This window comes from Pseudazoarcus pumilus (assembly GCF_002872475.1).
GTDB lineage: Bacteria > Pseudomonadota > Gammaproteobacteria > Burkholderiales > Rhodocyclaceae > Pseudazoarcus > Pseudazoarcus pumilus.
On sequence record NZ_CP025682.1, the window covers coordinates 972,430 to 994,017 of the forward strand.

General features: G+C 67.4%; 23 protein-coding genes. 11 read left to right on the plus strand and 12 right to left on the minus strand.

All coding sequences use genetic code 11. The features are described from left to right. Positions 1–117: 117 nt before the first annotated feature. From C0099_RS04650 to C0099_RS04670, 5 genes are all read left to right on the plus strand, one after another. Positions 118–486, plus strand: coding sequence for a diacylglycerol kinase (locus tag C0099_RS04650; RefSeq protein ID WP_102246358.1), 369 nt, complete (start codon positions 118–120; stop codon positions 484–486). A 74-nt stretch (positions 487–560) separates the two neighbouring features. Next, the gene (locus C0099_RS04655; RefSeq protein WP_102246359.1) at positions 561–1,793 is read left to right on the plus strand and encodes a glycosyltransferase family 4 protein; all 1,233 of its coding nucleotides are present in this window, start codon (positions 561–563) and stop codon (positions 1,791–1,793) included. Further along, positions 1,793–2,635: a UDP-2,3-diacylglucosamine diphosphatase gene (locus tag C0099_RS04660; protein ID WP_102246360.1), complete on the plus strand. Its 843-nt coding sequence runs from the start codon at positions 1,793–1,795 to the stop codon at positions 2,633–2,635. Before C0099_RS04655 ends, C0099_RS04660 begins: the two co-directional genes overlap by 1 nt. Positions 2,636–2,688: 53 nt before the next feature. Next, positions 2,689–3,852: a UbiH/UbiF family hydroxylase gene (locus C0099_RS04665; protein ID WP_102246361.1), complete on the plus strand. Its 1,164-nt coding sequence runs from the start codon at positions 2,689–2,691 to the stop codon at positions 3,850–3,852. Between the two features lie 18 nt (positions 3,853–3,870). Beyond that, positions 3,871–4,596: a DsbC family protein gene (locus C0099_RS04670; RefSeq protein ID WP_102246362.1), complete on the plus strand. Its 726-nt coding sequence runs from the start codon at positions 3,871–3,873 to the stop codon at positions 4,594–4,596. Between the two features lie 3 nt (positions 4,597–4,599). On the opposite strand, the gene mltA is transcribed toward C0099_RS04670, so the two are convergent. Continuing rightward, entirely contained in the window at positions 4,600–5,802 is a 1,203-nt protein-coding gene (gene mltA, locus C0099_RS04675; RefSeq protein ID WP_228151653.1) for a murein transglycosylase A, read from the minus strand. A gap of 170 nt (positions 5,803–5,972) precedes the next feature. Between mltA and C0099_RS04680 the strand changes: the two genes are divergently transcribed. Continuing rightward, positions 5,973–6,839: an ATP-binding protein gene (locus C0099_RS04680; protein WP_102246364.1), complete on the plus strand. Its 867-nt coding sequence runs from the start codon at positions 5,973–5,975 to the stop codon at positions 6,837–6,839. Between the two features lie 3 nt (positions 6,840–6,842). Next, entirely contained in the window at positions 6,843–7,781 is a 939-nt protein-coding gene (locus C0099_RS04685; RefSeq protein WP_102246365.1) for a Nudix family hydrolase, read from the plus strand. Positions 7,782–7,785: 4 nt separating this feature from the next. Here C0099_RS04685 and C0099_RS04690 read toward each other — a convergent pair whose 3' ends face one another. The 11 genes from C0099_RS04690 to C0099_RS04740 all read right to left on the minus strand — a co-directional run bounded on the left by C0099_RS04690 (position 7,786) and on the right by C0099_RS04740 (position 18,015). Next, positions 7,786–7,980, minus strand: coding sequence for a DNA gyrase inhibitor YacG (locus C0099_RS04690; protein ID WP_102246366.1), 195 nt, complete (start codon positions 7,978–7,980; stop codon positions 7,786–7,788). 1 nt (position 7,981) lies between these two features. Continuing rightward, on the minus strand, positions 7,982–8,737 hold the full coding sequence (zapD, locus tag C0099_RS04695) for a cell division protein ZapD (protein ID WP_102248382.1): 756 nt from the start codon (positions 8,735–8,737) through the stop codon (positions 7,982–7,984). Positions 8,738–8,825: 88 nt separating this feature from the next. Further along, positions 8,826–9,449, minus strand: coding sequence for a dephospho-CoA kinase (coaE, locus tag C0099_RS04700; protein WP_102246367.1), 624 nt, complete (start codon positions 9,447–9,449; stop codon positions 8,826–8,828). Continuing rightward, complete coding sequence (locus C0099_RS04705) at positions 9,437–10,252, minus strand: SPOR domain-containing protein (protein WP_102246368.1); 816 nt, start codon at positions 10,250–10,252, stop codon at positions 9,437–9,439. The genes coaE and C0099_RS04705 overlap by 13 nt, the downstream gene beginning before the upstream one ends. Positions 10,253–10,261: 9 nt before the next feature. Then, positions 10,262–11,008, minus strand: a complete 747-nt coding sequence (locus C0099_RS04710) for a type III pantothenate kinase (protein WP_102246369.1) — start codon at positions 11,006–11,008, stop codon at positions 10,262–10,264. Then, positions 11,005–11,802 (minus strand): biotin--[acetyl-CoA-carboxylase] ligase, encoded by a 798-nt coding sequence (locus C0099_RS04715; protein WP_228151654.1) that lies wholly within the window; start codon positions 11,800–11,802, stop codon positions 11,005–11,007. The genes C0099_RS04710 and C0099_RS04715 overlap by 4 nt, the downstream gene beginning before the upstream one ends. 70 nt (positions 11,803–11,872) lie before the next feature. Further along, positions 11,873–13,297, minus strand: a complete 1,425-nt coding sequence (gene ntrC / locus C0099_RS04720; RefSeq protein WP_102246371.1) for a nitrogen regulation protein NR(I) — start codon at positions 13,295–13,297, stop codon at positions 11,873–11,875. A gap of 36 nt (positions 13,298–13,333) precedes the next feature. Next, positions 13,334–14,404, minus strand: a complete 1,071-nt coding sequence (gene glnL, locus C0099_RS04725; protein ID WP_102246372.1) for a nitrogen regulation protein NR(II) — start codon at positions 14,402–14,404, stop codon at positions 13,334–13,336. Positions 14,405–14,469: 65 nt separating this feature from the next. Beyond that, positions 14,470–14,991 carry a DUF4124 domain-containing protein gene (locus C0099_RS04730; protein ID WP_102246373.1) on the minus strand — a complete coding sequence of 174 codons (522 nt, stop codon included), beginning with the start codon at positions 14,989–14,991 and terminating at the stop codon, positions 14,470–14,472. 165 nt (positions 14,992–15,156) lie between these two features. Continuing rightward, positions 15,157–16,566: a type I glutamate--ammonia ligase gene (gene glnA, locus C0099_RS04735; protein ID WP_102246374.1), complete on the minus strand. Its 1,410-nt coding sequence runs from the start codon at positions 16,564–16,566 to the stop codon at positions 15,157–15,159. Positions 16,567–16,833: 267 nt separating this feature from the next. Next, complete coding sequence (locus tag C0099_RS04740; RefSeq protein ID WP_102246375.1) at positions 16,834–18,015, minus strand: cation diffusion facilitator family transporter; 1,182 nt, start codon at positions 18,013–18,015, stop codon at positions 16,834–16,836. Positions 18,016–18,069: 54 nt separating this feature from the next. On the opposite strand from C0099_RS04740, the gene C0099_RS04745 reads away from it, so the two are divergent. From C0099_RS04745 to clsB, 4 genes are read left to right on the plus strand one after another with little or no spacing between them, the layout of a single operon-like run. Next, positions 18,070–18,522 (plus strand): rhodanese-like domain-containing protein, encoded by a 453-nt coding sequence (locus tag C0099_RS04745; protein ID WP_102246376.1) that lies wholly within the window; start codon positions 18,070–18,072, stop codon positions 18,520–18,522. Between the two features lie 25 nt (positions 18,523–18,547). Further along, positions 18,548–19,645, plus strand: coding sequence for a quinolinate synthase NadA (nadA, locus tag C0099_RS04750; RefSeq protein WP_102246377.1), 1,098 nt, complete (start codon positions 18,548–18,550; stop codon positions 19,643–19,645). Between the two features lie 40 nt (positions 19,646–19,685). Then, positions 19,686–20,426 carry an endonuclease/exonuclease/phosphatase family protein gene (locus C0099_RS04755; RefSeq protein WP_102246378.1) on the plus strand — a complete coding sequence of 247 codons (741 nt, stop codon included), beginning with the start codon at positions 19,686–19,688 and terminating at the stop codon, positions 20,424–20,426. After that, complete coding sequence (gene clsB / locus C0099_RS04760; protein WP_102246379.1) at positions 20,423–21,580, plus strand: cardiolipin synthase ClsB; 1,158 nt, start codon at positions 20,423–20,425, stop codon at positions 21,578–21,580. The genes C0099_RS04755 and clsB overlap by 4 nt, the downstream gene beginning before the upstream one ends. Positions 21,581–21,588: the final 8 nt, after the last annotated feature.

Sequence of the window (21,588 nt, forward strand, 5' to 3'; positions counted from 1 at the left end):
TCCGGCAGCGCGCTCACAGGCCGCTGGAGGCGGCGTGCGAGGGGCGCTCGCGCGCTCCGCAAGTGCAGGATCATGGCATCATCGCGTAGGTGCGTGCTGGCCGGCCAGGGAGGGGTGATGGAAAGCCCGTATAAGGGGAAGTCGGGTGTGCAGCGGATCTGGAATGCTTTCCACTATTCGCTCGATGGATTGTGCGCGGCGTTCCGTCACGAGGACGCGTTCCGACAGGAACTGCTGCTCGCGGCCGTGCTGCTGCCGCTTGGGCTGTGGCTCGGAGTTGGAGGGCTGGAAAAGGCCATGCTGACCGCCCCTGTGCTGCTGGTGCTGGTCGTGGAATTGCTCAATTCCGCGGTGGAGGCGACGGTCGATCGCATATCTCTCGACGACCATCTGCTGGCCAAGCGGGCGAAGGACATTGGCAGCGCGGCCGTGCTGCTCTCTTTCGTTATGCTCGCCGCCGTGTGGGTGCTCGTGTTGTTCGTCTGAGGCGCCGCGGGCGTCATCTGATTGGAATGAAACCGTAACCGCTTCGTAGTCTGCGCGGCCTAATCTCGCGGGTAATGAACGAGACCCGCATCCTTTCCGAAGAACTTTGGCGCGAGCCGCACCTGCGCATCGCGCTCGTCACCGAAACCTATTCGCCAGAGATCAACGGCGTCGCGATGACGCTGGAGCGCATGGTCGGCGGCCTCATCGCGCGCGGACATCGCGTCCAGTTGATTCGGCCTCGCCAGGGACGCACGGACGATGCGCGTCACGACGACGGGTTCGACGAAGTCCTCGCACATGGCTGGAAGGTTCCGCGCTATGAAGGGCTGCTGTTCGGCCTGCCGGCGCGTTCCCTGCTGAGCCGTTCGTGGTCGCGACAACGGCCGGATCTGGTGCATGTGGCTACCGAAGGCCCGCTGGGATGGAGTGCCGTGTCGGCGGCTGCGCGACTGCGCATTCCGGTGACGTCCGACTTCCATACCAATTTCGACCACTACAGCGGCCACTACGGGCTCGGATGGTTGCGCCAACCGGTCGGGGCCTACCTGCGCCGCTTTCACAACCGCACGGCGCGCACCTTCGTTCCGACCAAGGCGATGGCACATGCCCTGCAGGAGCGCGGCTATCGTCGGCTCTTCGTCGTCGCGCGAGGCGTGGATACCGCGTTGTTCCGTCCCGCTGCACGCAGCATCGAGTTGCGGCGCGAATGGGGCGTGGGCGACGACGATCCCGTGGTGCTTTCGGTGGGCCGGCTCGCGGCCGAGAAGAATCTGTGGCTGACCGTACGCGCGTTCCGCGCGATCGCCGAGCGCAGGCCGACGGCTCGGATGGTATTCGTCGGTGACGGTCCCTTGCGTGCGGCGCTGGCCGCACAGGCGCCGGACGCGATATTCGCCGGGGTGCGAACCGGCGAGGAACTCGCCGCACACTACGCATCGGCTGATGTGTTCCTGTTTCCCAGCCTGACCGAGACCTTCGGCAACGTGACGCTCGAGGCGCTGGCCAGCGGACTCGCCGTGGTCGCCTACGATTGCGCGGCGGCAGCGGAACTCGTGCGCGATGGCGACAACGGCTTGCTCGCGGACGCGGGCGACGAGACCGGATTCGTGATGCAAGCGGTGCGCGCGGCGGGCGATGCGCAGCTGCGTGCGCGACTTGCCGGCTCCGCTCGTGCGCTCGCGTGCGAACAGGACTGGGAAGCGGTCAACGACCGGTTTGCAGCGGAACTCGTTACGGTGTGGTGCGAGGCGACCGGCGCAACACCGACCACGAGCCCGAGTGCGATCACGTCGCGAGACGGATGATGACCAAAGTACGTGCGCTGTTCATCTCGGACGTGCATCTCGGAACCCGGGCTTGCCAGGCCGAACGCCTGCTCGATTTCTTGCGCGCCTACGAATCGGAGTACGTCTATCTGGTCGGGGACATCGTCGATTTCTGGGCGATGAACCGTAGCATCCAGTGGACGTCCGCGCACAACACGGTGGTGCAGAAGATCCTGCGCAGGGCGCGTCACGGCGAGCGCGTGATCTTCATTCCCGGCAATCACGACGAGGCACTGCGCGAGTATGACGGGGTGGCCTTCGGCGACATCCGCATCGAGAACGAGTGGGTGCACGAGACGGCCGATGGCCAGCGCTTCTGGCTGATTCACGGTGACGAGTACGATCAGGTGACGCGTCATCACCGCTGGGTGGCGGTGCTCGGGGACGTCGCCTACGATGCCCTGGTGCGCATCAACCTGTTGCTCTCGAGAGCGCGGCGCCTGCTGCGCATGCCGGGCTACTGGTCGCTCGCAGGCTTCGCCAAGCAGAAGGTCAAGAAGGCCGTAAGCTTCATCTTCGATTTCGAGGACGCGATTGCCCACGCCGCGCGTCAGCGCGGCATGGACGGCGTGATCTGCGGTCACATCCACTGGCCTTCGGACCGCATGGTCGACGGTGTTCGCTACCTCAACTGCGGAGACTGGGTCGATAGCTGTTGCGGTCTCGTCGAATACCTGGACGGCCGCATCGAGATCGTGCACTGGAAGGATCTGGCAAGCCCCGCGTCGTCGTCGGCCGAAGTGGTCGCGATGCCGCAGGCGAACTGCGCGCCGCTTGCAGACGACGAGGGCGTACTCGCACGCCGCAGCGCACGCGGGTGACTTTGCTGCGTCGCTGCGGCAGAATGGACCGGTTTTTCTGTCGGTTCGGATCCATGGAATTCGATGTGCTCATCGTCGGAGGGGGGCTTGCAGGTGCGAGCCTCGCCGTCGCATTGCGTGGCACGCAGCGCCGCGTGGCGGTGGTCGAGCCGCGTGCGCCGCAGCGCCCCGCTGGCTGGGATCAACGAATCTATGCAATCAGCCCGGCGAGCCGCGCCTACCTCGATGATATCGGCATCTGGGCGCATCTGGACCCTTCCCGGCTGGCGCCCGTGCGCGAGATGGCCATCTTCGGCGACGTCGATGGCCACCTGCACTTTTCGGCCTATGAGGCGGGCCTGGCCGAACTTGCATGCATCGTCGAGTCGTCGCACATGCAGGTCGAGATGTGGGAGACGCTGCGACGCCAGCACAACGTCTCGCTGTTCAGCCCGGCGAGTGCGCGCTCCATCACTCCCGGCGAGCAGTCCGTGGCGATCGAGCTCGACGACGGCCGCGTGCTGCGAACCCGCTTGCTGGTTGCCGCCGACGGTGCGAATTCGGTCGTGCGAGAGACTCTGGGCATTGCTGCGCGCACCACGCCCTACAACGAGTTGGGCGTGGTCGCGAACTTCACCTGCGAGCGGCCGCATGATGGTATTGCGCGCCAGTGGTTTCGCGACGACGGCGTACTCGCTTGGCTGCCCCTGCCGGGCAATCGCGTGTCGATGGTATGGTCTGCCCCCGATGCACACGCGCAGACCCTGCTCGCGCTCGACCCGCGAGCCCTGGCCGATGCGGTCGCGAGCGCCGGTGGGCATGCCCTGGGCCAACTGACCGCCGAGAGCGAAGCGGCCGCCTTCGCGTTGCGCCTGATGCGCGTAGACGAGATCGTGCGCGAGCGCGTGGTGCTGATTGGTGACGCCGCGCACACCATCCACCCGCTGTCGGGCCACGGCATCAACCTGGGTTTCGGCGATGCCGCCGCGCTCGCCGCGCGCATCGCGGCCTTGCCGGCCTGGCGTGATCCGGGGGAACTGGCGGTACTGCGCGCTTATGCACGCGAGCGTGCCGAGGAGCCAAGGCTGCTGCAGGGTGTCACTGACGCGCTCGACCGATTGTTCAAGACGCGTCATCCGCTGTTACGCTTCGCGCGCAACAGCGGCATGAACCTCACCGACCGCTTGCCGGTCCTACGCAGTGCGCTGGTGCGTTACGCGACCAGCGGAAAATTCTGATCACGGAGAATCGATTCGATGCGATTGAAGCAACTCAACCGGGCGGTGCTCGCTGCCGTCCTGATCGCCCCCGCCGCCCACGCTGACGAAGCCGCCGTCGAAAAGGCCCTGGAGGAGTTCATCGGGCCCGAGACGGTCGACGCGGTGCGCAAGATCGAGTACGGCGGACTCTACGAAGTGGTGCTGCGCAACGGCCACCTCGTGTATACCGATGACAAGGGCAGCTTCATCATCGACGGTCGCATCATCGATACGGTCACGAAACTGGACGTCACGCAGGAACGTCGCAACGAACTGGCCTCGATCGATTTCTCGACGCTGCCGCTGGAGCGCGCCGTCAAGCAGGTGCGCGGAAACGGCGAACGCATTATCGCCAGTTTCGAAGACCCCAATTGCGGCTACTGCAAGCGGCTTGGCGGCGAACTGGCCACGCTCGACAACGTCACCCTCTACACCTTCCTGTATCCGGTGCTGGGCGAGGATTCCGACACCAAGTCGCGCAACATCTGGTGCGCCGAGGATCGGGCCGAGACCTGGAACGCCTGGATCCTGGACGGCGAGACGCCCCCCGTGGCCGAGTGCGATACCGCCGCGATCGACGCCAACATCCAGTTGGGTCAGCAGTTGCGCATCGAGGGGACGCCGACCCTGTTCTTCGCGGACGGCCGCCGCGTCGGCGGATTCATGCGTGCACCGCAGATCGAGGAAGTCTTCGCCGAAGTCGAGGCCGAAACCAAGCCCTGAGCTTCAGTCGGCCGGCGGCGTCATGCCGCGCGGCAACAGTGCCCACATTCGGCCGGACTGTTTCATGCGGCCGGCCTGCTCGCCAGCATCCGCGCCCGTGCCCCAGTAGAAGTCCGCACGTACGACGCCGCGAATCGCGCTGCCCGTGTCCTGTGCGAGCACCAGTCGGCGCAGCGGCTTGTCGGACAGCGGATACGTGGCCGACAGGAACACCGGTACGCCTTGCGGGATGTGGCGTGGGTCGACGGCGATGCTGCGTTCGGGGGTCAGTGGCACGCCCAGCGCGCCGATCGGCCCGTCGCCGGTCGCCGGCAGTTCGCGGAAAAAGACGTAGCTGGGGTTGGCTTCGAGCATCTCGACGAGTCGCTCCGGATTGCGCCGTGCCCATTCGCGGATGCCTTGCATGGACACCTGGTCGAGCGTCATTTCGCCCTGATCGATCAGCCAGCGGCCGATCGAAGCGTACGGGTGACCGTTCTGGTCGGCGTAGCCGACGCGCGCGCGGCTGCCGTCGGGCAGTTCGATCTGGCCGGAACCCTGCACGTGCAGGAAGAACAGGTCCACCGCGTTCTCCGCCCAGAACAGCACCGGTGCGGAGAAGTCCTCGCCCATGCGCGTGATTTCGCCGCGCGTCCAGTAGGGCACCACGCGGTTGCCCTCGAGGCGGCCGCGCAGCCGCATCTGGCGCAGGTCGGGGTGGGTCTCGGTCAGATCGACCACCAGCATGTCGTCCGGCGGCGCGTGTACCGGCCAGCGATGGGACGTGGAAGCTTCGCGGCTGCCCGCGATGATCGGCTCGTAGTAACCGGTCACCATGCCTTCCCGGGTGCCGTCCGGATTCACCGCCCGCCAGGGCACGAACCAGGTCTCGAAGTAGATGCGCGCATTCTCGTCGGACGGGTTCTTGCCCAGCGCTTCGGCGGCGCGGCAGGCGGCGCTCCAGTGGGGCCGTGCTGCGAGTGCAGCACAGCTTTGCAGCAGGGCTGGCCAGGCCTGACCATGACGGTCGCGCAACCAGCCGTCCAGTTCCGACCAGGCGGCCGGCTGCAGTGGTTCGGCAGGCGGCGGGGCGGGCGGTGCCGCGTCCGGGCAGATCGGACAGACCGGGCACACCGGAGGGGGCGGGCACTCGCCGTCCCGGGCGGTGGCGGGCAGGGCGAGCAGCGCGAGCGCAAGCAGGCCGGTGTGCAGGGCGACAGGGTTCATGGCGGCTTCGGTTAAACTCACGGAACACAGTATACGGGCCGACCTGCCCGCGGGAGCGAACATGTGGGTGATCTTTTTCGAGGTGGCCATCGCCTTGATGTTGCTGCTGCTCATCGTATGGGCGACGCTGCCCAAGCGCCGCAGGAAGAAGGAACAGGAAGAAGAACGCAATGAATGAACTCGCAAGTTTTCTGGCCCGTGCCGAGCGTGTGCTCGAGCGCGTCGAACGTCTCCTTCCTGCCGATGCGCAGGCGCCCGACTGGAAGGCGGCCAAGGCGTTTCGTTGGCGCCGGCGCGACGGTCGGGGCTGGCTGCAGCCGGTCTCGCAGCCGCACACCATCCGCCTCAAGGACTTGTGCGACATCGACGAGCAGAAGGAACTGGTGGAGCGCAACACGCGCCAGTTCGTCGAGGGACGTTTCGCCAACAACGTGTTGCTCACCGGTGCGCGCGGCACCGGCAAGTCGTCTCTCGTCAAGGGCGTGCTCAACGCCTACGCGAAGAAGGGCTTGCGGCTGATCGAGGTGGACAAGGACGACCTGGTCGATCTGCCCGACATCATCGAGTTGGTGCACGGGCGGCCCGAGCGCTTCATCGTGTTCTGCGACGACATGTCGTTCGAGGAGGCCGAGCCCGGCTACAAGGCGCTCAAGAGTGTGCTCGACGGCTCGATCGCGGCATTGCCCGACAACGTCCTGATCTACGCGACCTCGAACCGGCGCCATCTGATGCCGGAGTATCACGACGAGAACCTGCAGGCGCGTCATGTCGGCGGCGAGATCCATCCGGGCGAGGCGGTCGAGGAGAAGGTCTCGCTGTCCGAGCGCTTCGGCCTGTGGATCTCGTTCTATCCGTTCAGCCAGGCCGAGTACCTGACCATCGTCGGCCATTGGCTCAAGGCCTTCGGCATGGATCGCAAGGCGATCGAGGCGGCGCGCCCCGAGGCCCTGCAGTGGGCGCTGCAGCGCGGCTCGCGCTCGGGTCGCGTGGCCTGGCAGTTCGCACGCGATCACGCCGGCCGTGCCGGCCTGGTGTAGCCCATGGTCAAGCGTGTCGAAGTCGCCGCCGGGGTGATCCTGCGCGGCGACGGGGCCTTCCTGCTCGGACGGCGCGCGCCGGGCACCTTCTATCCCGGCTACTGGGAGTTTCCCGGCGGCAAGGTCGAGGCCGGCGAGGCCCCGGCCGACGCCTTGCGGCGCGAGCTCGAGGAGGAGCTGGGCATCCGCGCGATCGAACTGCGCCCGTGGATCGTGCGTCGTCATGACTACGAGCACGCGCGCGTGAGCCTGCATTTCTTCGAGGTCGCGCGCTGGGAAGGGGAGGTGCGCGACCACGTGCACGACGCGCTCGCGTGGCAGTTCGCCGGTGCCGCGGAGGTCGCACCCATGCTGCCGGCCAACGGCCCGGTGATGAAGGCCTTGCGCCTGCCGCGATTCATGGGCATCACCCACGCCGGCGAGATCGGTGTCGCGGCGCAACTGGAGGGCCTGGAGCGCGCACTGGGCGGGGGGCTGCGTCTGGTGCAGGTGCGCGAGTCCACCCTGGCCGTGGATGACCTGCGCGAGTTCGTCGCTGCCGTGATCGAGCGGGCCCGGCCGCACGGCGCATTGGTGGTGGTCAATGGCGAGGCCCGGGTCGCGCGCGCAGCGGCTGCCGACGGGGTGCATCTGAAAAGTGCCGAACTGGCGACAATGACGGCCCGGCCGGACTTCGAATGGGTTGGCGCGTCCTGCCACTCGCGTGAGGAGGTCGAGCACGCCGGCAGGCTGGGTCTGGACTACGCGCTGCTCGGTCCGGTGCAGGCCACGCTCACCCACCCCGGAGTGGAAGGCATCGGCTGGCAGCGCTTCGCTGAACTCGCGGCTGATCTGCCGATGCCGGTGTTTGGTTTGGGTGGCCTTTCCGCGGCCGACATGGATGAGGCGCGGGCCGCCGGCGCTCACGGCATCGCGACGATCCGCTCGGCCTGGCCGCGGTGAACGTTCAGTCTCGCGACGACGAATCGTCGCCGTCGGGCGGACTGTCGACCGGCACGCGGTAGGACTCCGAGGCCCAGGCGCCGAGGTCGAGCTGGCGGCAGCGCTGTGAGCAGAACGGGCGCCAGCGGCTCTCCGGCACCCATTTGACGGCAGTCCCGCATTGCGGGCATTTTACGGTGAGCGGCGTACGGTCGTTCATGTCAGAGACTGCAGAAGGTCAGTTCGAAGCGCAGGTCGCGCTCGGTCGCGCGTGCGCGACCATGCGTGTCCGGTGTCAGGAAGCGGATGTTCAGCGCGTACTTGTTGGCGCTGATTTCGGGCACGGCCGCCACGCCGGGTTCGACGACGACACGCACCATCTGGGCGGCACGCCCGCTCATCGTGTGCTGATAGCAGCCACCTTTGGAGACCAGCGGTTCGGCATGACCGCTGCCGCGCAACAAGCGCAGCACGATGCTCAGCCCTTCGTGGATCGGCAGCATCGGCGCCATCCAGGTGTCGAGGTCATGGCGGCGCGCGTTGGCATCGCGCTTGAGCCAGTAGTGATACGAGGGCAGGTCGAACTGGCAGACGCCGCCGGGAATCGCCGCGCGGCTGCGGATCGCCATCAGCCAGTCGTTCTCGCGCAGGTACTGGCCGATCTTGCCGGCCATCGCCTGCAGCGAGGAGGACGCCTGCTCGATCTCGTAGAGCGCGCCCGACAAGGCCTGTTCGGAAATCTCGGGGTTGTTGCGAAAGCCCATCAGGGTCTGGCGCTGGCGTTCGAGCTCCTGCATCAGGTCCACCTTGAGCTCGGCGCGACCGGCGACCTCGAGGATCTCGAACAGCGTGAGCAGGGCGACGTGGTGCTCCAGCGCACCGTCACTGCGGCTGAAGTGGAGCATCTTCGCGTACAGATCCTCCAGTCGCAGCAGACTGCGAATGCGCTCGTTGAGAGGATATTCGAAACTGATCACCGCGCCGTGCCCGGATCCGTTGGTGGTCTGCGTGTTTTCCACAAGCGGCTGATCATAGCACAGCGATTCGGGGCGCCCGGGCGGCCGATCAGACCGCGGCGAGGGCCAGGTAGTGCCGGTGCAGGGCGTCGACCTGGCGTTGCAGTGCGGGCAGGTCGCCAGAGTTGTCGAGCACGTCGTCAGCCGCCGCGAGGCGCTGCTCGCGTGACGCCTGGGCTGCGATGATGGCCCGCACCTCGTCCGGCGGGAGTCCGCTGCGCGCGCCGACGCGCTCGACCTGCAGCGCCTCGGGGCAGTCCACGACGCAGATCCGGTTGCAGCGCTCGCGCCAGTGGCCCGATTCGACCAGCAGCGGCACGGCGAGTACGACATAGGGCGCGCGCGCGGCCAGACAGCGGCGGCGCGCCTCGTCGCGGATCAGCGGATGCAGGATGGCTTCGAGCCGACGTCGCGCGGGTGCGTCGTCGAACACGCGCGCGCGCATCGCCGCACGATCGAGCGAGCCGTCCGGGCCGATCAGCGCTTCGCCGAACGCGGCGCGGATGGCGTCGATGGCCGCGCCCCCAGGGGCGGTCAGCGCGTGCGCGATCTCGTCGGTGTCGACGATCTCCGCGCCACGTTCGGCGAAGCGTTCGGCGGCGGCGCTCTTGCCGCTGCCGATGCCTCCGGTGAGGCCGACGATGAAGGGGCCGGGCGAGCTCACGGTTTGCATTCGCGCTTGCCGGCGTCGGGCAGCGCGCGTCCCAGACGTTCATCGATGACGGCGATGACATCGGCCGGCGCGCGCAGCTCTACGCGAAATCGCCCCAGGGTGCCGGAGACGATCTCGGCATCGTCGATGCCCAGCTTCTTCAGCGTGGACAGACGCTGCTGCGCGTGCGCCGCGCTGGAAAACAGGCCGAGCGAGATCGAGTTGCGTGTCGGTCCCTCGTCGCGCACCACGAACAGATCAGAGATGCCTTGGCCGCGCAGTTCGAGCGCGCGCGTATTGGCCGCCTCGACGCTGTCGAACGGCGGGATGCGCACGCGCCAGTTCTCGGGGCGCTGCAGCGTGCGGCGCACGTGGCGCACGTCGTCGGAAATCGTCTGCGCGAGCTTCTCGGCCTCGGTCGCAGCGGCCTCGCCGGACACCTCGTAGGCGACACATGCCGGCGGCGGTGGGGCCACCGCGGCCGGCTCGGCACGTTCGGCCGGCGCGTCGCCGGATGCGGTCGCTTCGCGCGCTGGAGGTTCCGCTGGGCGAGGGGTGGGCAATTCCGAATCGGTGGGTGCGGTGGCCGCAGGTTCGCTCGGCGGCACGACCGCTGCGGCCCGCGCCTGTGCCGTCATGTCGATGGTGGCGACTTCGGCGGCGGTGGGGGGCGTGCCGGGCCGGATGCGTTCGGGGTGAAGCTGGTTGGTCAGACGTTCCGGCTCGCCGCGAAAGGCGGGTGTGCCCAGCCAGCCCATGTAGCCGCCGGCGAACAGCAGCAGGTTGAGCAGCAGGAGGATGAAAAGCAGGGCACGCAGCGGCATGCGCGCACTTTAACCCAAGATGCGTTTGTCGTCGGCGCCACCGGCGGCTTCGTCGGCGGCGATACGCGCGAGCCCGCGCAGCACCAGGTCGTCGATGCGGCGCAGCGGCAGCGCGAGCAGGGGAGCGATGCGCTCCGCCGCGCCTCCGGCGAGCACGCACAGGGCGCCGGGCTGTTCGCCGATGTGCCGGAACATGCGTTCGATGGCACCGGCCTGCGCTTGCAGGCAGCCGGTCACGATCGCATCGCGCGTGTTGCGTGGGCAATCCACGGGGTCGCCCTCGGCCAGCGGGAGGCCGGCCGTGTCACGGGCGAGCGAGCGGCGCATCAGCGCCTCCCCGGGCAGGATCAGCCCGCCGAGGAACTCGCCTTCGGCGCTGAGTACGTCCACCGTGGTCGCGGTGCCTGCGCCCACCACCAGCAAGGGGCCGGGGCAGGCGGCGCGCGCGCCGATGAGCGCGGCCCAGCGGTCGGCGCCGAGCTGGGCCGGATCGTCGTAGCGGTTGATGACGCCGCAGCAACGCTCACGTGGCGTGAGCCAGCGAGGCGCGAGCGGCAGTGCCGCAGCGATGGCCTCGGCCACGTGTGCGCCGGCCACATTGGTGCCCAGCACGCCGACGGGCGCGTGCCCTGCGGTGACCTGGGCGAGGGTGGCGATGCGGTGATGTTCCAGTGCGCCGTGATCAAGCCACTCGCCGTGGCGCACGAGTGCCCACTTGACGCGGGTGTTGCCGGCGTCGATCAGCAGATGCGTCATGCCGCCGACCTCAGGGAAAGCTCGCCGCTGAGGATGCGCTCGATGCCCGATGCGGTCGCCAGACGCAGCGCGCCATCGGCATCGACGCCTTCGCAGCGTCCGCTGCGGCTGGCGCCTTCGCCGTCGATGCGCACCATGTGTCCGGCGAAGGCGTCGCGCTGGCTCCAGTCATGCTGCATGGCCGCGAAGCCGCCCGCGGCGAAGGCGTCGAGGCGCGCGGCCAGGCGAACGAGGATGGTGGCGAGCGCGGTTTCGATGGCGGGCGCTGCGGGAAGGTGTCGGGCGATCGCCGTGGCCGGACGTCCGCCGTCGGGCGGGTAGTCGGGAACGCTGCCGAGGTTCGCCCCGATGCCGATGATCGCGCGTTGCGTGTGGCGCTGGCCGCTGACCAGTTCGACCAGGATGCCGGCAATCTTGCGCCCGTCCACGAGGACGTCGTTGGGCCATTTGAGCGCCACGTCGCGCACACCCAGATCCTCGATCGCCTCGGCCACGGCGAGTCCGGCCGCGAGCGACAGCGCTGACGGCGGCGGTGCATCGGGGGCGATCGGCCAGGCGCACGAGAAGGTGAGGCCGTCGCCGGCGTGCCACGCACGTCCACGGCGACCGCGGCCGGCACGCTGGTGCAGGGCCACCAGCACGGCGATGCGCTCGTCGGTGCGCGTCGCGGCGAGCGACAGCTCGTCGTTGGTGGAACCGCATTCGGCGACGACTTCGAGCGCAAAGCGGGTCGCATGCGGACCCAGTTCGCGCAGCGTGCGTTCATGCAGCAAGGCAGGGTGGTCGAGCGGCAAGGCGGGGACTCCGGAGGCACCGCTGCGCATTATCGGGCAAGCGTGCGTGCGGAGCCAGCCGCAGGGCCGTTCAGTCGTGGTGCTCGGCTTCGACCGCGTGGCCGCGACCGTCGTCGATGTCCAGATCCTGGATCTTGCGCGTGATCGTGTTGCGACCGATGCCCAACAACTGCGCCGCCTCGATCTTGCGCCCGCCGGTGGCGACCAGGGCGCGGCGGATCAACGTGCGCTCGAAGGCGTGAGAGAGCTGGTTGAAGACCTCGCCCGGCGCGCTGGCGAGCAGGCGGTCGACGTCGTGGGCGAGGCTCTCGGTCCAGTCGTCCACCGCGCCCGGTGCGCTCTGATTGCGCAGTTCCGGGGGCAGATCCGCGACGTCGACGACCTGCCCCGGCGCCATCACGGTGAGCCAGTGGCACACATTCTCGAGCTGGCGCACGTTGCCCGGGAAGGGCTGGGTCTGCAGGTGGCGCAGGGCTGCCTCGGTGATGCGCTTTGCCTCCACGCCCAGTTCCTGCGCACTGCTCTGCAGGAAGTGACGCGCAAGCAGCGGAATGTCTTCCTTGCGCTCGCGCAGCGGCGGCAGGCGCAGGCGGATGACGTTGAGACGGTGGAACAGGTCTTCGCGAAACAAACCCTGGCGAACACGTTCTTCGAGGTCCTGGTGGGTGGCCGCGATCACGCGCACGTTGGCACGGACCGGCTGCTGGCCGCCGACACGGTAGAAATGTCCGTCCGAGAGCACGCGCAGCAGGCGCGTCTGCAGTTCGGCGGGCATGTCGCCGATCTCGTCGAGGAACAGCGTCCCGCCTTCGGACTGCTCGAAGCGTCCGCGGCGCTGCGCGGCCGCTCCGGTGAAGGCGCCGCGCTCATGGCCGAACAGCTCGGACTCGAGCAGGTCGCGCGGGATGGCCGCGGTGTTGATCGCGACGAAGGGGGCGTCGCGTCGCGGGCTGTGGCGGTGCAGCGCGCGTGCGACGAGTTCCTTGCCGGCGCCCGACTCGCCATTGATGAGCACGGTGGCGTGCGAGTGCGACAGACGCCCGATGGCGCGGAACACCTCCTGCATCGACGGGGCCTGACCGAGGATCTCCGGCACCACCGGGGGTTCGACCTCCGCACCATTCTGGTGCGTGCTCTGTTCGAGCGCACGCTGCACCAGCGCGACGGCCTGGTCGACGTCGAAGGGCTTGGGCAGATACTCGAAGGCGCCGCCCTGGAAGGCCGACACCGCGCTGTCCAGATCCGAGTACGCGGTCATGATGATGACCGGTACGCTCGGGTGATCGGCCTTGATCTGCTGCAGCAGCTCGAGGCCGGATCGTCCCGGCATGCGGATGTCGGACAGCAGCACGCTGGGCGGGGCCTGCGTGTCGAGTGCGCTCATCGCTTCGGTGGCGGACGTGAAACTCTCATAGTCGATGCCCTCGCGGCTCAGGGCCTTTTCGAGCACCCAGCGGATGGAGCGGTCATCATCGACGATCCAGACGGTATTCATGGCGGTTGCACTATTCTGGTGCGGTCGGGCGAGGCCTCAGCCGCGGTTGGAAATCGGCAGCAGGAGGGTGAAACAGGTGTGGCCGGGTCGGCTGTGCACGTCGATCATCCCCTGATGCTGCTCCACGAAGCTCTGTGCGATCGACAGCCCGAGTCCGCTGCCGCCGTCACGCCCCGAGACCAGCGGATAGAAGATCTTGTCGAGGATCTCGTCCGGGATGCCGGGGCCGTTGTCGATCACTTGCAATTCCAGTGCCAGCCTGAAACGGCGTTTGGCGAGCGTCACCTGGCGCGCGATGCGCGTGCGCAGCGTGATCTCGCCGGCGCCTTCGATGGCCTGGGCGGCGTTGCGCGCGATGTTGAGGATCGCCTGGATGAGCTGTTCGCGATCGGCGGTGAGCTCGGGCAGGCTGGTGTCGTAGTCGCGGCGTACGGCGATCTGCGGAAACTCGGCGAGTATCAGCCGGCGCACACGCTCGAGCACGTCGTGGATGTTGATCTGCGCCGGGCGCATGATGCTGTGCGCCGAGAGCAGACGGTTCATCAGGTCCTGCAGGCGGTCGGCCTCGGCGATGATGACTTCGGTGTATTCGCGCAGCACCGGGTCGCTCAGCTCGCGCTCGAGCAGTTGCGCCGAGCCGCGAATGCCGCCGAGCGGGTTCTTGATCTCGTGGGCCAGATTGCGGATCAGCGCACGGTTGGCCTGTTGCTGCTGCAGCAGTTGCTCCTCGCGGGCGACGCGCAACTGCGCGTCGATGGGGCGGAATTCGAGCAGCAGGGATACGCCCTCGGCCTCCGCCGGGGTGACCGTGCAGTCCAGCCGCAGCGGTTCGTCCCCGCCGCGAGCCACCTTGATGTCCTGTCCGGTATAGCTCCAGTTCTGGCGCAGGGCGTTGTCGAGCGCCTCGTCGAGCACGCCGGCGTCGCCGATCAGCGCGGACAGCGGCCGACCCAGCATCCTGCGCTGGCTGACCGCGAAGAGGTTCTCGGCGCCGGCGTTCATGTAGCGCACGATGCGCTGTTCGTCGGTGAGAATCACGGCCGAAGAGAGCAGGTCCAGCCCCGCAAAGGGGCCGGTGCGTCGAACGGTGCTTGAGGAATCGGACATGCGGCCTCGCCTGGTCATTTGCTAAGTCGAAGCAATTTCCAGGCCACTGCAGCGCAGGGCGGGTCCTAGGGAAGTCGTGACAGTTCCCGCTGCAGTGCTTCGATGTTGCGTTCGTGCAGTTCGACCGCGTTGCGGAAGGGCTCGAGTCGCGCATCGCGCTTGGCGATGTTGATCGTCGCGCGGCCGTCGCGCATCGCGTTGCGATCCTCGGGGGCGACGCGTGCCTCCTCGGCTTCGAGCGTTGCGCGCGCCTTCTCCAGCGCGGCCTGCTCGGACTCGAGCTCGCGCTGGAGAAGTTCGCGTCGCGAATCGTCGCGCGCGCGCTGGGCATCCGGTGCGACGCGCGGGAAGGACTGCGACGAGGAGGGTGAGGAGGGGCGCGCGGCGGGCGCAGGCGCAGGCGGTGCCGGCACGGAGGAGACCGGCTGATCGCGTTCGAGCGGCTTGCAGCCGCGCACGAGGTTGCGATCGTTGGTGTAGGTGACGCGCCCGCGGTCGTCGACGCACTTGTAGACGGTCGATTGCGCCAATGAGGCGAGCGGGCAGGCGAGTACGAGTACGAGAACGGTCTTGCGCACGCTGGTCATCGGGATCCTGAGTGTTCGCGATCTGGCACGGCGCCTTGCTGCAGACGCACGCACCGTGGCATCGGGCCGGGGCCGGACGGGGCGGAATGCTCATGTCGATTAGACCCCATAAAAAAGGGACGGGCAATGCCCGTCCCCTGTCGTAGATGCGCGCAGCGGGACCGCTTACACGCTGTAGTACATGTCGAACTCGACCGGGTGGGTCGTCACGCGCAGGCGATTGACCTCTTCGGTCTTGAGCTCGATGTAGGCGTCGATGAACTCGTCGGTGAACACGCCGCCGCGGGTCAGGAACTCGCGATCCTTGTCGAGTTCGGCCAGAGCCTGGTCGAGGCTGAAGCACACGGTCGGGATCTTGGCATCCTCTTCCGGCGGCAGGTCGTACAGGTTCTTGTCGGCCGGGTCGCCCGGATGAATCTTGTTCTGGATGCCGTCCAGGCCCGCCATCATCAGCGCGGCGAAGCACAGATAGGGGTTGGCCGTGGGGTCCGGAAAGCGCGCTTCGATGCGACGCCCCTTGGGGTTGGCCACATACGGGATGCGGATCGACGCCGAACGGTTGCGCGCGGAGTAGGCGAGCTTGATCGGCGCCTCGTAGTGCGGCACCAGACGCTTGTAGGAGTTGGTCGACGGGTTGGTGATGGCGTTGAGCGCCTTGGCATGCTTGATGATGCCACCGATGTAGTACAGCGCCGTGTCCGACAGGCCGGCGTAGCCGTTGCCGGCGAACAGGTTCTGGCCGTCCTTCCAGATCGACTGGTGCACGTGCATGCCCGAGCCGTTGTCGCCGACGATGGGCTTGGGCATGAAGGTCGCCGTCTTGCCGTACTGGTGCGAGACGTTGTGCACGATGTACTTGAGCGTCTGCGTCCAGTCGGCGCGCTTGGTCAGCGTGCTGAAGCGGGTTCCGATCTCGCACTGGCCGGCGTTGGCCACTTCGTGGTGATGCACCTCGACCGGCACGCCGCAGGATTCGAGCGCCAGGCACATGGCCGCGCGGATGTCGTTGAGCGAATCGACCGGGGGGACCGGGAAGTAGCCGCCTTTGATGCGCGGGCGGTGACCCATGTTGCCGCCTTCGAACTTGTCGGCGGTCGACCACGCAGCCTCTTCCGAGATGACCTTGCTGTAGACGCCGGACATGTCGACCGACCACTCGACCGAATCGAACACGAAGAACTCGGGTTCCGGGCCGAAGTAGGCGGTGTCGCCCACGCCGGTGCTCTTCAGATAGGCTTCGGCGCGCTTGGCGATCGAGCGCGGGTCGCGGTCGTAGCCCTTGCCGTCGGACGGTTCGATCACGTCGCAGCTCAGGACCAGCGTGGTCTCGTCATAGAACGGGTCGATGTAGGCCGAGCCCGGGTCCGGCATGAGCAGCATGTCGGAGGCCTGGATGCCCTTCCATCCTGCGATCGACGAGCCGTCGAACGGGTGGCCGTGCTCGAAGTGGTCTTCCTCGAATGCCGAAACCGGCAGGCCCACGTGCTGTTCCTTGCCGCGGGTATCGGTGAATCGGAGGTCGACGAAGCGGACTTCGTTTTCCTGGATCAGCTTCATGACTTCTTTAGAGTTCATATCCACTCCTGGAGAAAAGGTGCGAAAACGGGGCACTGTTGGAATCTGCCGCCTGGGCTTCAAGCAGGTTGCGTGCCAGATCGAAGGCCTGGGTCGCGAGGTGCATCCGCAAGACCCGTCGGCAACCGCGATCCTGTTGCGACCGAACTGATGTGGCAGTTCGCGCATCGGCGGGCGCGGTACTGCGCCGGCGCCCGAATCGGCGGGGGCTCGGACGCATTGGGTCGCGCGCGCACCAAGATGATGCATTGGCGGCGTTAGTGTGCATCAGGATGGTGCGTGCTGCACGAAAAAGGTGATCGAGCGGATCTCCGGGCGTTCCGCCAGCACCTTTTCGATGCGCGCATCGAGCCCTTCGTCGGTGACTGCCTGCGCACTTTGCGGCGGCAGCAGAACCTCGACGTCGACGCGTCCGCCCAGGTAATGCAGTTGCAGCCGGAAGCCCTCGCGCTCGAGGCCGTCGAGCAGCGTCGAAACCAGGCCCGTCAGTTCGTCGCGCGTAGGCAGCAGGTTCGCGCCGGGTGTCTGCAGCCCGCGGTCGTCCTCGGCGTCCACGTGCACCAGCACGTCGCGCACGGCGGGGTGGGCGCTGCGCACGGCGCGGCATACGCGGTCGGTGATGCGGTGCCCCTCGGACACGGTGATGCGCGGGTCGACCAGTACGTGCGTGTCGCACAGCACGCGATCGGCCATGCGGCGGGTGCGCAGGTCGTGGGTGTCGATCACGCCGGGCGTGGCGCGCACGGTCGCGCGGATGCGTTCGAGTTCCTCGTCGGGCAATCCGGTGTCGACCAGCTCGCGCAAGGCACCCCAGGCCAGGCGCAAGCCCATGCGCAGGATCAGAAAGCCCACCACGGCCGCGGCCAGCGGCTCGAGGAACGGGTAGCCGGCCAGACTGCCGCCGATGCCGGCGGCCACGACCAGTGACGAGGCTGCGTCCGAGCGTGCGTGCCAGGCATTGGCCTCGAGCAGCGGCGCATTCAGCCGTTTGCTGGCGGCGAGGGTGAATCGGAACAGCCCCTCCTTGACAATCAGCGTCGCGACCGCCATGTAGAGAGCAGCCTGATGCAGTGCGGGGGCTTCCTCCAGGTGCTGCAGGCGGTCGCCGGAGGCGAACAGGAATCCCACGCCGACGCCTGACAGCACGGTGCCGAGGATCAACGTCGCGGCGGTCTCGAAGCGGCCATGGCCGTAGGGATGATCGGCATCGGGCGGAACCGCCCCGCGGCGTCCGGCCAACAGAACCAGTACATCGGTGAACAGGTCCGACAGGGTGTGGGCCGCATCGGCCACGAGGCTGAAGGCGTTGGCTGCGAGGCCGACCACGATCTGGCCCACTGCGAGACCGGCATTGGTGGCGATCGCCACCAGTGTGGCGCGCTGGATGCCTCGCGAGCGCGTCGCCTGTGCGCTTCGCCCCGACTCGGCGGCCGGTGGGGTGGGGACCATGATTATCACCAGAGAGTATACTTTCGGATTGTGGATTCTAGCGGGAAGGGCGACATGGGCAAATTGAACGAATTGCTGCAACTGGCCCGCGAACGTGCCGAGAAGCTCGGTCTGCCATACGCGGGTGCGCTGACGCCGGCCGAAGCCTACGAAGTCTGGCAGGCCGCGCCCGGCGCCAAGCTGGTCGATGTGCGCACCCGGGCCGAATGGGACTGGGTCGGGCGCGTGCCCGGGGCGGTCGAGATCGAATGGCTGAGCTATCCGGGCAATACGCCGAATCCGGTCTTCGTCCAGCAGTTGCGACGCGAGGTCGATCCGGAGTCGCTGGTGATGTTCCTGTGCCGCTCGGGCGGACGGTCGGACAAGGCCGCGCGCGCGGCCACCGAGGCCGGATACGCCGAGGCCTACAACGTGCTCGAGGGCTTCGAGGGGGATCGCGACGCCAACGGCCATCGCAATCGCACCGGAGGTTGGCGCCATGCCGGCCTGCCGTGGAAACAGGGCTGATCAGCCCGCAAGGAAGAGTGATCAGATGAGCGTAGCAACCATCCAGTTCGACCGTTTCAACCAGCTCCAGGACGAGCAGGCGCAGGAGCGCATTGTCGCCGCGCGCGAGCGCTTGGGCGATCGCGCGGTGCTGCTGTGCCACCACTATCAGCGCGCCGACGTCTATCGCCACGCCGACCTGACGGGCGATTCGCTCAAGCTCGCCAAGCTCGCCTCGCAGACCGACGCCGAGTACATCGTGTTCTGCGGCGTGCATTTCATGGCCGAAGTCGCCGACATCCTGTCCCGGCCCGAACAGGTCGCCATCCTGCCGGACCTGGCCGCCGGCTGCTCGATGGCCGACATGGCCAACCTGGCCAAGGTCGAGCGCTGCTGGCGCGAGCTGGGCGAGGTGCTCGACGACCCGGACGCGTCGATCACGCCGGTCACCTACATCAACTCGGCGGCGGATTTGAAGGCCTTCTGCGGCGAGCACGGCGGCATCGTATGCACGTCGACGAATGCGCCCAAGATCCTCGACTGGGCCTTCGCGCAGCGCGAGAAGGTGCTGTTCTTCCCCGATCAGCACCTGGGGCGCTGGACCGGCTACAAGAAGGACATCCCCCTCGAGCAGATGGTGGTGTGGGACCCCGATCAGGAATATGGGGGCCTCACGCCAGACGAGATCCGCAACGCCAAGATCCTGTTGTGGAAGGGACATTGCTCGGTACACCAGATGTTCCAGGAGAGTCACATCCGCCGCTGGCGCATGCAGCATCCGGACGGTTTCGTGATTTCCCACCCGGAGAGCAATCTCGAGGTGTGCCTGAATTCGGATCACGTGGGGTCGACGGAATTCATCATCAACACCATCAAGGGCGCGCCGCCCAACACCCAATGGCTGGTGGGTACCGAGCTTAACCTCGTCAGTCGTCTCGCCGAGGAGGTCAAGCCCGAGGGCAAGACCGTGCAGTTCATGGCGCCGACCGTGTGCATGTGTTCGACCATGCAGCGCATCGATCCGCAGCACCTGGCCTGGGCACTGGAGAACCTGGCCGACGGCAATGTCGTCAACCGCATCAGCGTGCCCGTGCACGAGGCCGAACTGGCGCGTCTTGCGCTCGAGCGCATGCTGGCGGTGTGACGCGCGTGGGCAGACACGGGCGGGCCTGCCGGGTGGGAACATGAAGCTGCGCGTATGCACCTACAACATCCACAAGGGCTTCTCGCACTTCAATCGGCGCATGGTCATCCATGAACTGCGTGACCGCCTGCGTGCGCTCGAGGCTGACGTGGTGTTCCTGCAGGAAGTGCAGGGCATGAACTTGCGTCACGAGGTCGCCCAAGCGGACTGGCCGCCCGCGCCGCAGCATGAGTTTCTGGCCCACGAGGTGTGGCACCAGACGGCCTACGGGCAGAACGCCGTGTATGACCATGGTCACCACGGCAACGCGATCCTGAGCCGCTTCGAGATCGTGGCGTCCTACAATCAGGACGTGTCCGATCACCGATTCGAACGTCGAGGCCTGCTGCACTGCGAAGTCGACCTTCCCGGCATAGCGGAAACGGCCCACTGCGTGTGCGTGCATCTGGGGCTGAGCGGAGGCGGTCGCCGACGCCAGATGCAGGCGCTGGCCGAGCGCGTCGAGCAGATCGTGCCCGCGGGTGCGCCGCTGATCATCGCGGGCGACTTCAATGACTGGCTCAACCGCGCCGAGCCGCAACTGGCGTCGCGGCTCGGCCTCACCGAGGTCTTTCGCGGGCGGCCGGCGCGCAGCTATCCGAGCCGGCTGCCCGTGCTGCGCCTCGATCGCATCTACGTGCGCGGCTTCGATGTCGGGGAGGCCGCGGCCCACACCGGCGCGCTGTGGGGCAAGATCTCCGACCACGCGCCGCTCACGGCGGATCTGGAGTTCACGCCGTGACCGCCTTTCTCGGCGGCAACCGCGTGGTGCTGCTGGAGAACGGCGAGCGTTATTTCCCCGATGTGATCGAAGCGTGTGAAGCGGCCACGCGCGAGATCCACGTCGAGACCTATCTGTTCGAGAACGATGCAACCGGACGGCGCATGGCCGATGTACTGATGCGTGCCGCGCGGCGCGGGGTGTGCGTGCGCGTGATGGTCGACGGCTTCGGCGCGCGCCCCTTCGTCGAGGAGTTGATGTCCGAGGTGCGGGCGGCGGGGGTCGAAGTGCTGGTCTACCGCCGCGATTTCGGCGGTTTACGCATCAAGCGACACCGCCTGCGCCGCCTGCATCGCAAGATCATCACCGTCGACAGACGCATCGCCTGGGTGGGTGGCATCAACATCATCGACGATTACAGCGAAGACGCACCACTGCACCCGCGCTACGACTACGCGGTGCGCGTCGAAGGGCCGCTGGTGGGCGCCATCGTGCATGCCGTGCATCATCTGTGGTGGCTGGTGTCCTGGGCCAGCCTGCGCCGTCGCGGCGCCAGGCCGCGCGCCTTCAACCGCTTGCCGGTGCGCCCGGGTGACGTGCGTGCGGCCTTTCTGGTGCGCGACAACCTGCGCCATCGTCGCGACATCGAGGAGGCCTATCTGGCGGCCATCGCCAGGGCGCACAAGGAAATCGTCATCGCCTGCGCCTACTTCTTTCCCGGCCGCGCCTTCCGTCAGGCGCTGGTCGATGCGTCCGCACGCGGGGTGTGCGTCATCCTGCTGCTGCAAGGGCTGTCCGATCACCCCATGCTCGCCTACGCGACGCGTGCACTCTACCCGTACTTCCTGGACAACGGCATCCGCCTGTTCGAGTATCACCGCAGCCATCTGCACGCCAAGGTGGCGGTGGTGGACCGGCGCTGGGCCACCGTCGGGTCGAGCAACATCGATCCGTTTTCCCTGCTGCTTGCGCGCGAGGCCAACGTCGTCGTCGACCACGTCGGTTTTGCCGGCGAGCTGCGCGACTCGCTCGATCGCGCGCTGCAGGTCGGCGCGCAGGAACTGCGCCACGAGGACTGGCACCGCTTGCCTCGCTTGCAGCGATTCGCGAGCTGGTGCGCCTATCAGCTGGTGCGCCTGGTCATCGGTATCGCCGGCTACCGTGGCATGCATTGAGCCGGGCG

Excerpts from the sequence above, each read along its gene's own strand:
- C0099_RS04650 (WP_102246358.1), top strand. The coding sequence starts at position 118 with ATGGAAAGCCCGTATAAGGGGAAGTCGGGTGTGCAGCGGATCTGGAAT.
- C0099_RS04655 (WP_102246359.1), top strand. The coding sequence starts at position 561 with ATGAACGAGACCCGCATCCTTTCCGAAGAACTTTGGCGCGAGCCGCAC.
- C0099_RS04660 (WP_102246360.1), top strand. The coding sequence starts at position 1,793 with ATGACCAAAGTACGTGCGCTGTTCATCTCGGACGTGCATCTCGGAACC.
- C0099_RS04665 (WP_102246361.1), top strand. The coding sequence starts at position 2,689 with ATGGAATTCGATGTGCTCATCGTCGGAGGGGGGCTTGCAGGTGCGAGC.
- C0099_RS04670 (WP_102246362.1), top strand. The coding sequence starts at position 3,871 with ATGCGATTGAAGCAACTCAACCGGGCGGTGCTCGCTGCCGTCCTGATC.
- mltA (WP_228151653.1), bottom strand. The coding sequence starts at position 5,802 with ATGAACCCTGTCGCCCTGCACACCGGCCTGCTTGCGCTCGCGCTGCTC.
- C0099_RS04680 (WP_102246364.1), top strand. The coding sequence starts at position 5,973 with ATGAATGAACTCGCAAGTTTTCTGGCCCGTGCCGAGCGTGTGCTCGAG.
- C0099_RS04685 (WP_102246365.1), top strand. The coding sequence starts at position 6,843 with ATGGTCAAGCGTGTCGAAGTCGCCGCCGGGGTGATCCTGCGCGGCGAC.
- C0099_RS04690 (WP_102246366.1), bottom strand. The coding sequence starts at position 7,980 with ATGAACGACCGTACGCCGCTCACCGTAAAATGCCCGCAATGCGGGACT.
- coaE (WP_102246367.1), bottom strand. The coding sequence starts at position 9,449 with ATGCAAACCGTGAGCTCGCCCGGCCCCTTCATCGTCGGCCTCACCGGA.
- C0099_RS04705 (WP_102246368.1), bottom strand. The coding sequence starts at position 10,252 with ATGCCGCTGCGTGCCCTGCTTTTCATCCTCCTGCTGCTCAACCTGCTG.
- C0099_RS04710 (WP_102246369.1), bottom strand. The coding sequence starts at position 11,008 with ATGACGCATCTGCTGATCGACGCCGGCAACACCCGCGTCAAGTGGGCA.
- ntrC (WP_102246371.1), bottom strand. The coding sequence starts at position 13,297 with ATGAATACCGTCTGGATCGTCGATGATGACCGCTCCATCCGCTGGGTG.
- glnL (WP_102246372.1), bottom strand. The coding sequence starts at position 14,404 with ATGTCCGATTCCTCAAGCACCGTTCGACGCACCGGCCCCTTTGCGGGG.
- C0099_RS04730 (WP_102246373.1), bottom strand. The coding sequence starts at position 14,991 with ATGACCAGCGTGCGCAAGACCGTTCTCGTACTCGTACTCGCCTGCCCG.
- glnA (WP_102246374.1), bottom strand. The coding sequence starts at position 16,566 with ATGAACTCTAAAGAAGTCATGAAGCTGATCCAGGAAAACGAAGTCCGC.
- C0099_RS04740 (WP_102246375.1), bottom strand. The coding sequence starts at position 18,015 with ATGGTCCCCACCCCACCGGCCGCCGAGTCGGGGCGAAGCGCACAGGCG.
- C0099_RS04745 (WP_102246376.1), top strand. The coding sequence starts at position 18,070 with ATGGGCAAATTGAACGAATTGCTGCAACTGGCCCGCGAACGTGCCGAG.
- nadA (WP_102246377.1), top strand. The coding sequence starts at position 18,548 with ATGAGCGTAGCAACCATCCAGTTCGACCGTTTCAACCAGCTCCAGGAC.
- C0099_RS04755 (WP_102246378.1), top strand. The coding sequence starts at position 19,686 with ATGAAGCTGCGCGTATGCACCTACAACATCCACAAGGGCTTCTCGCAC.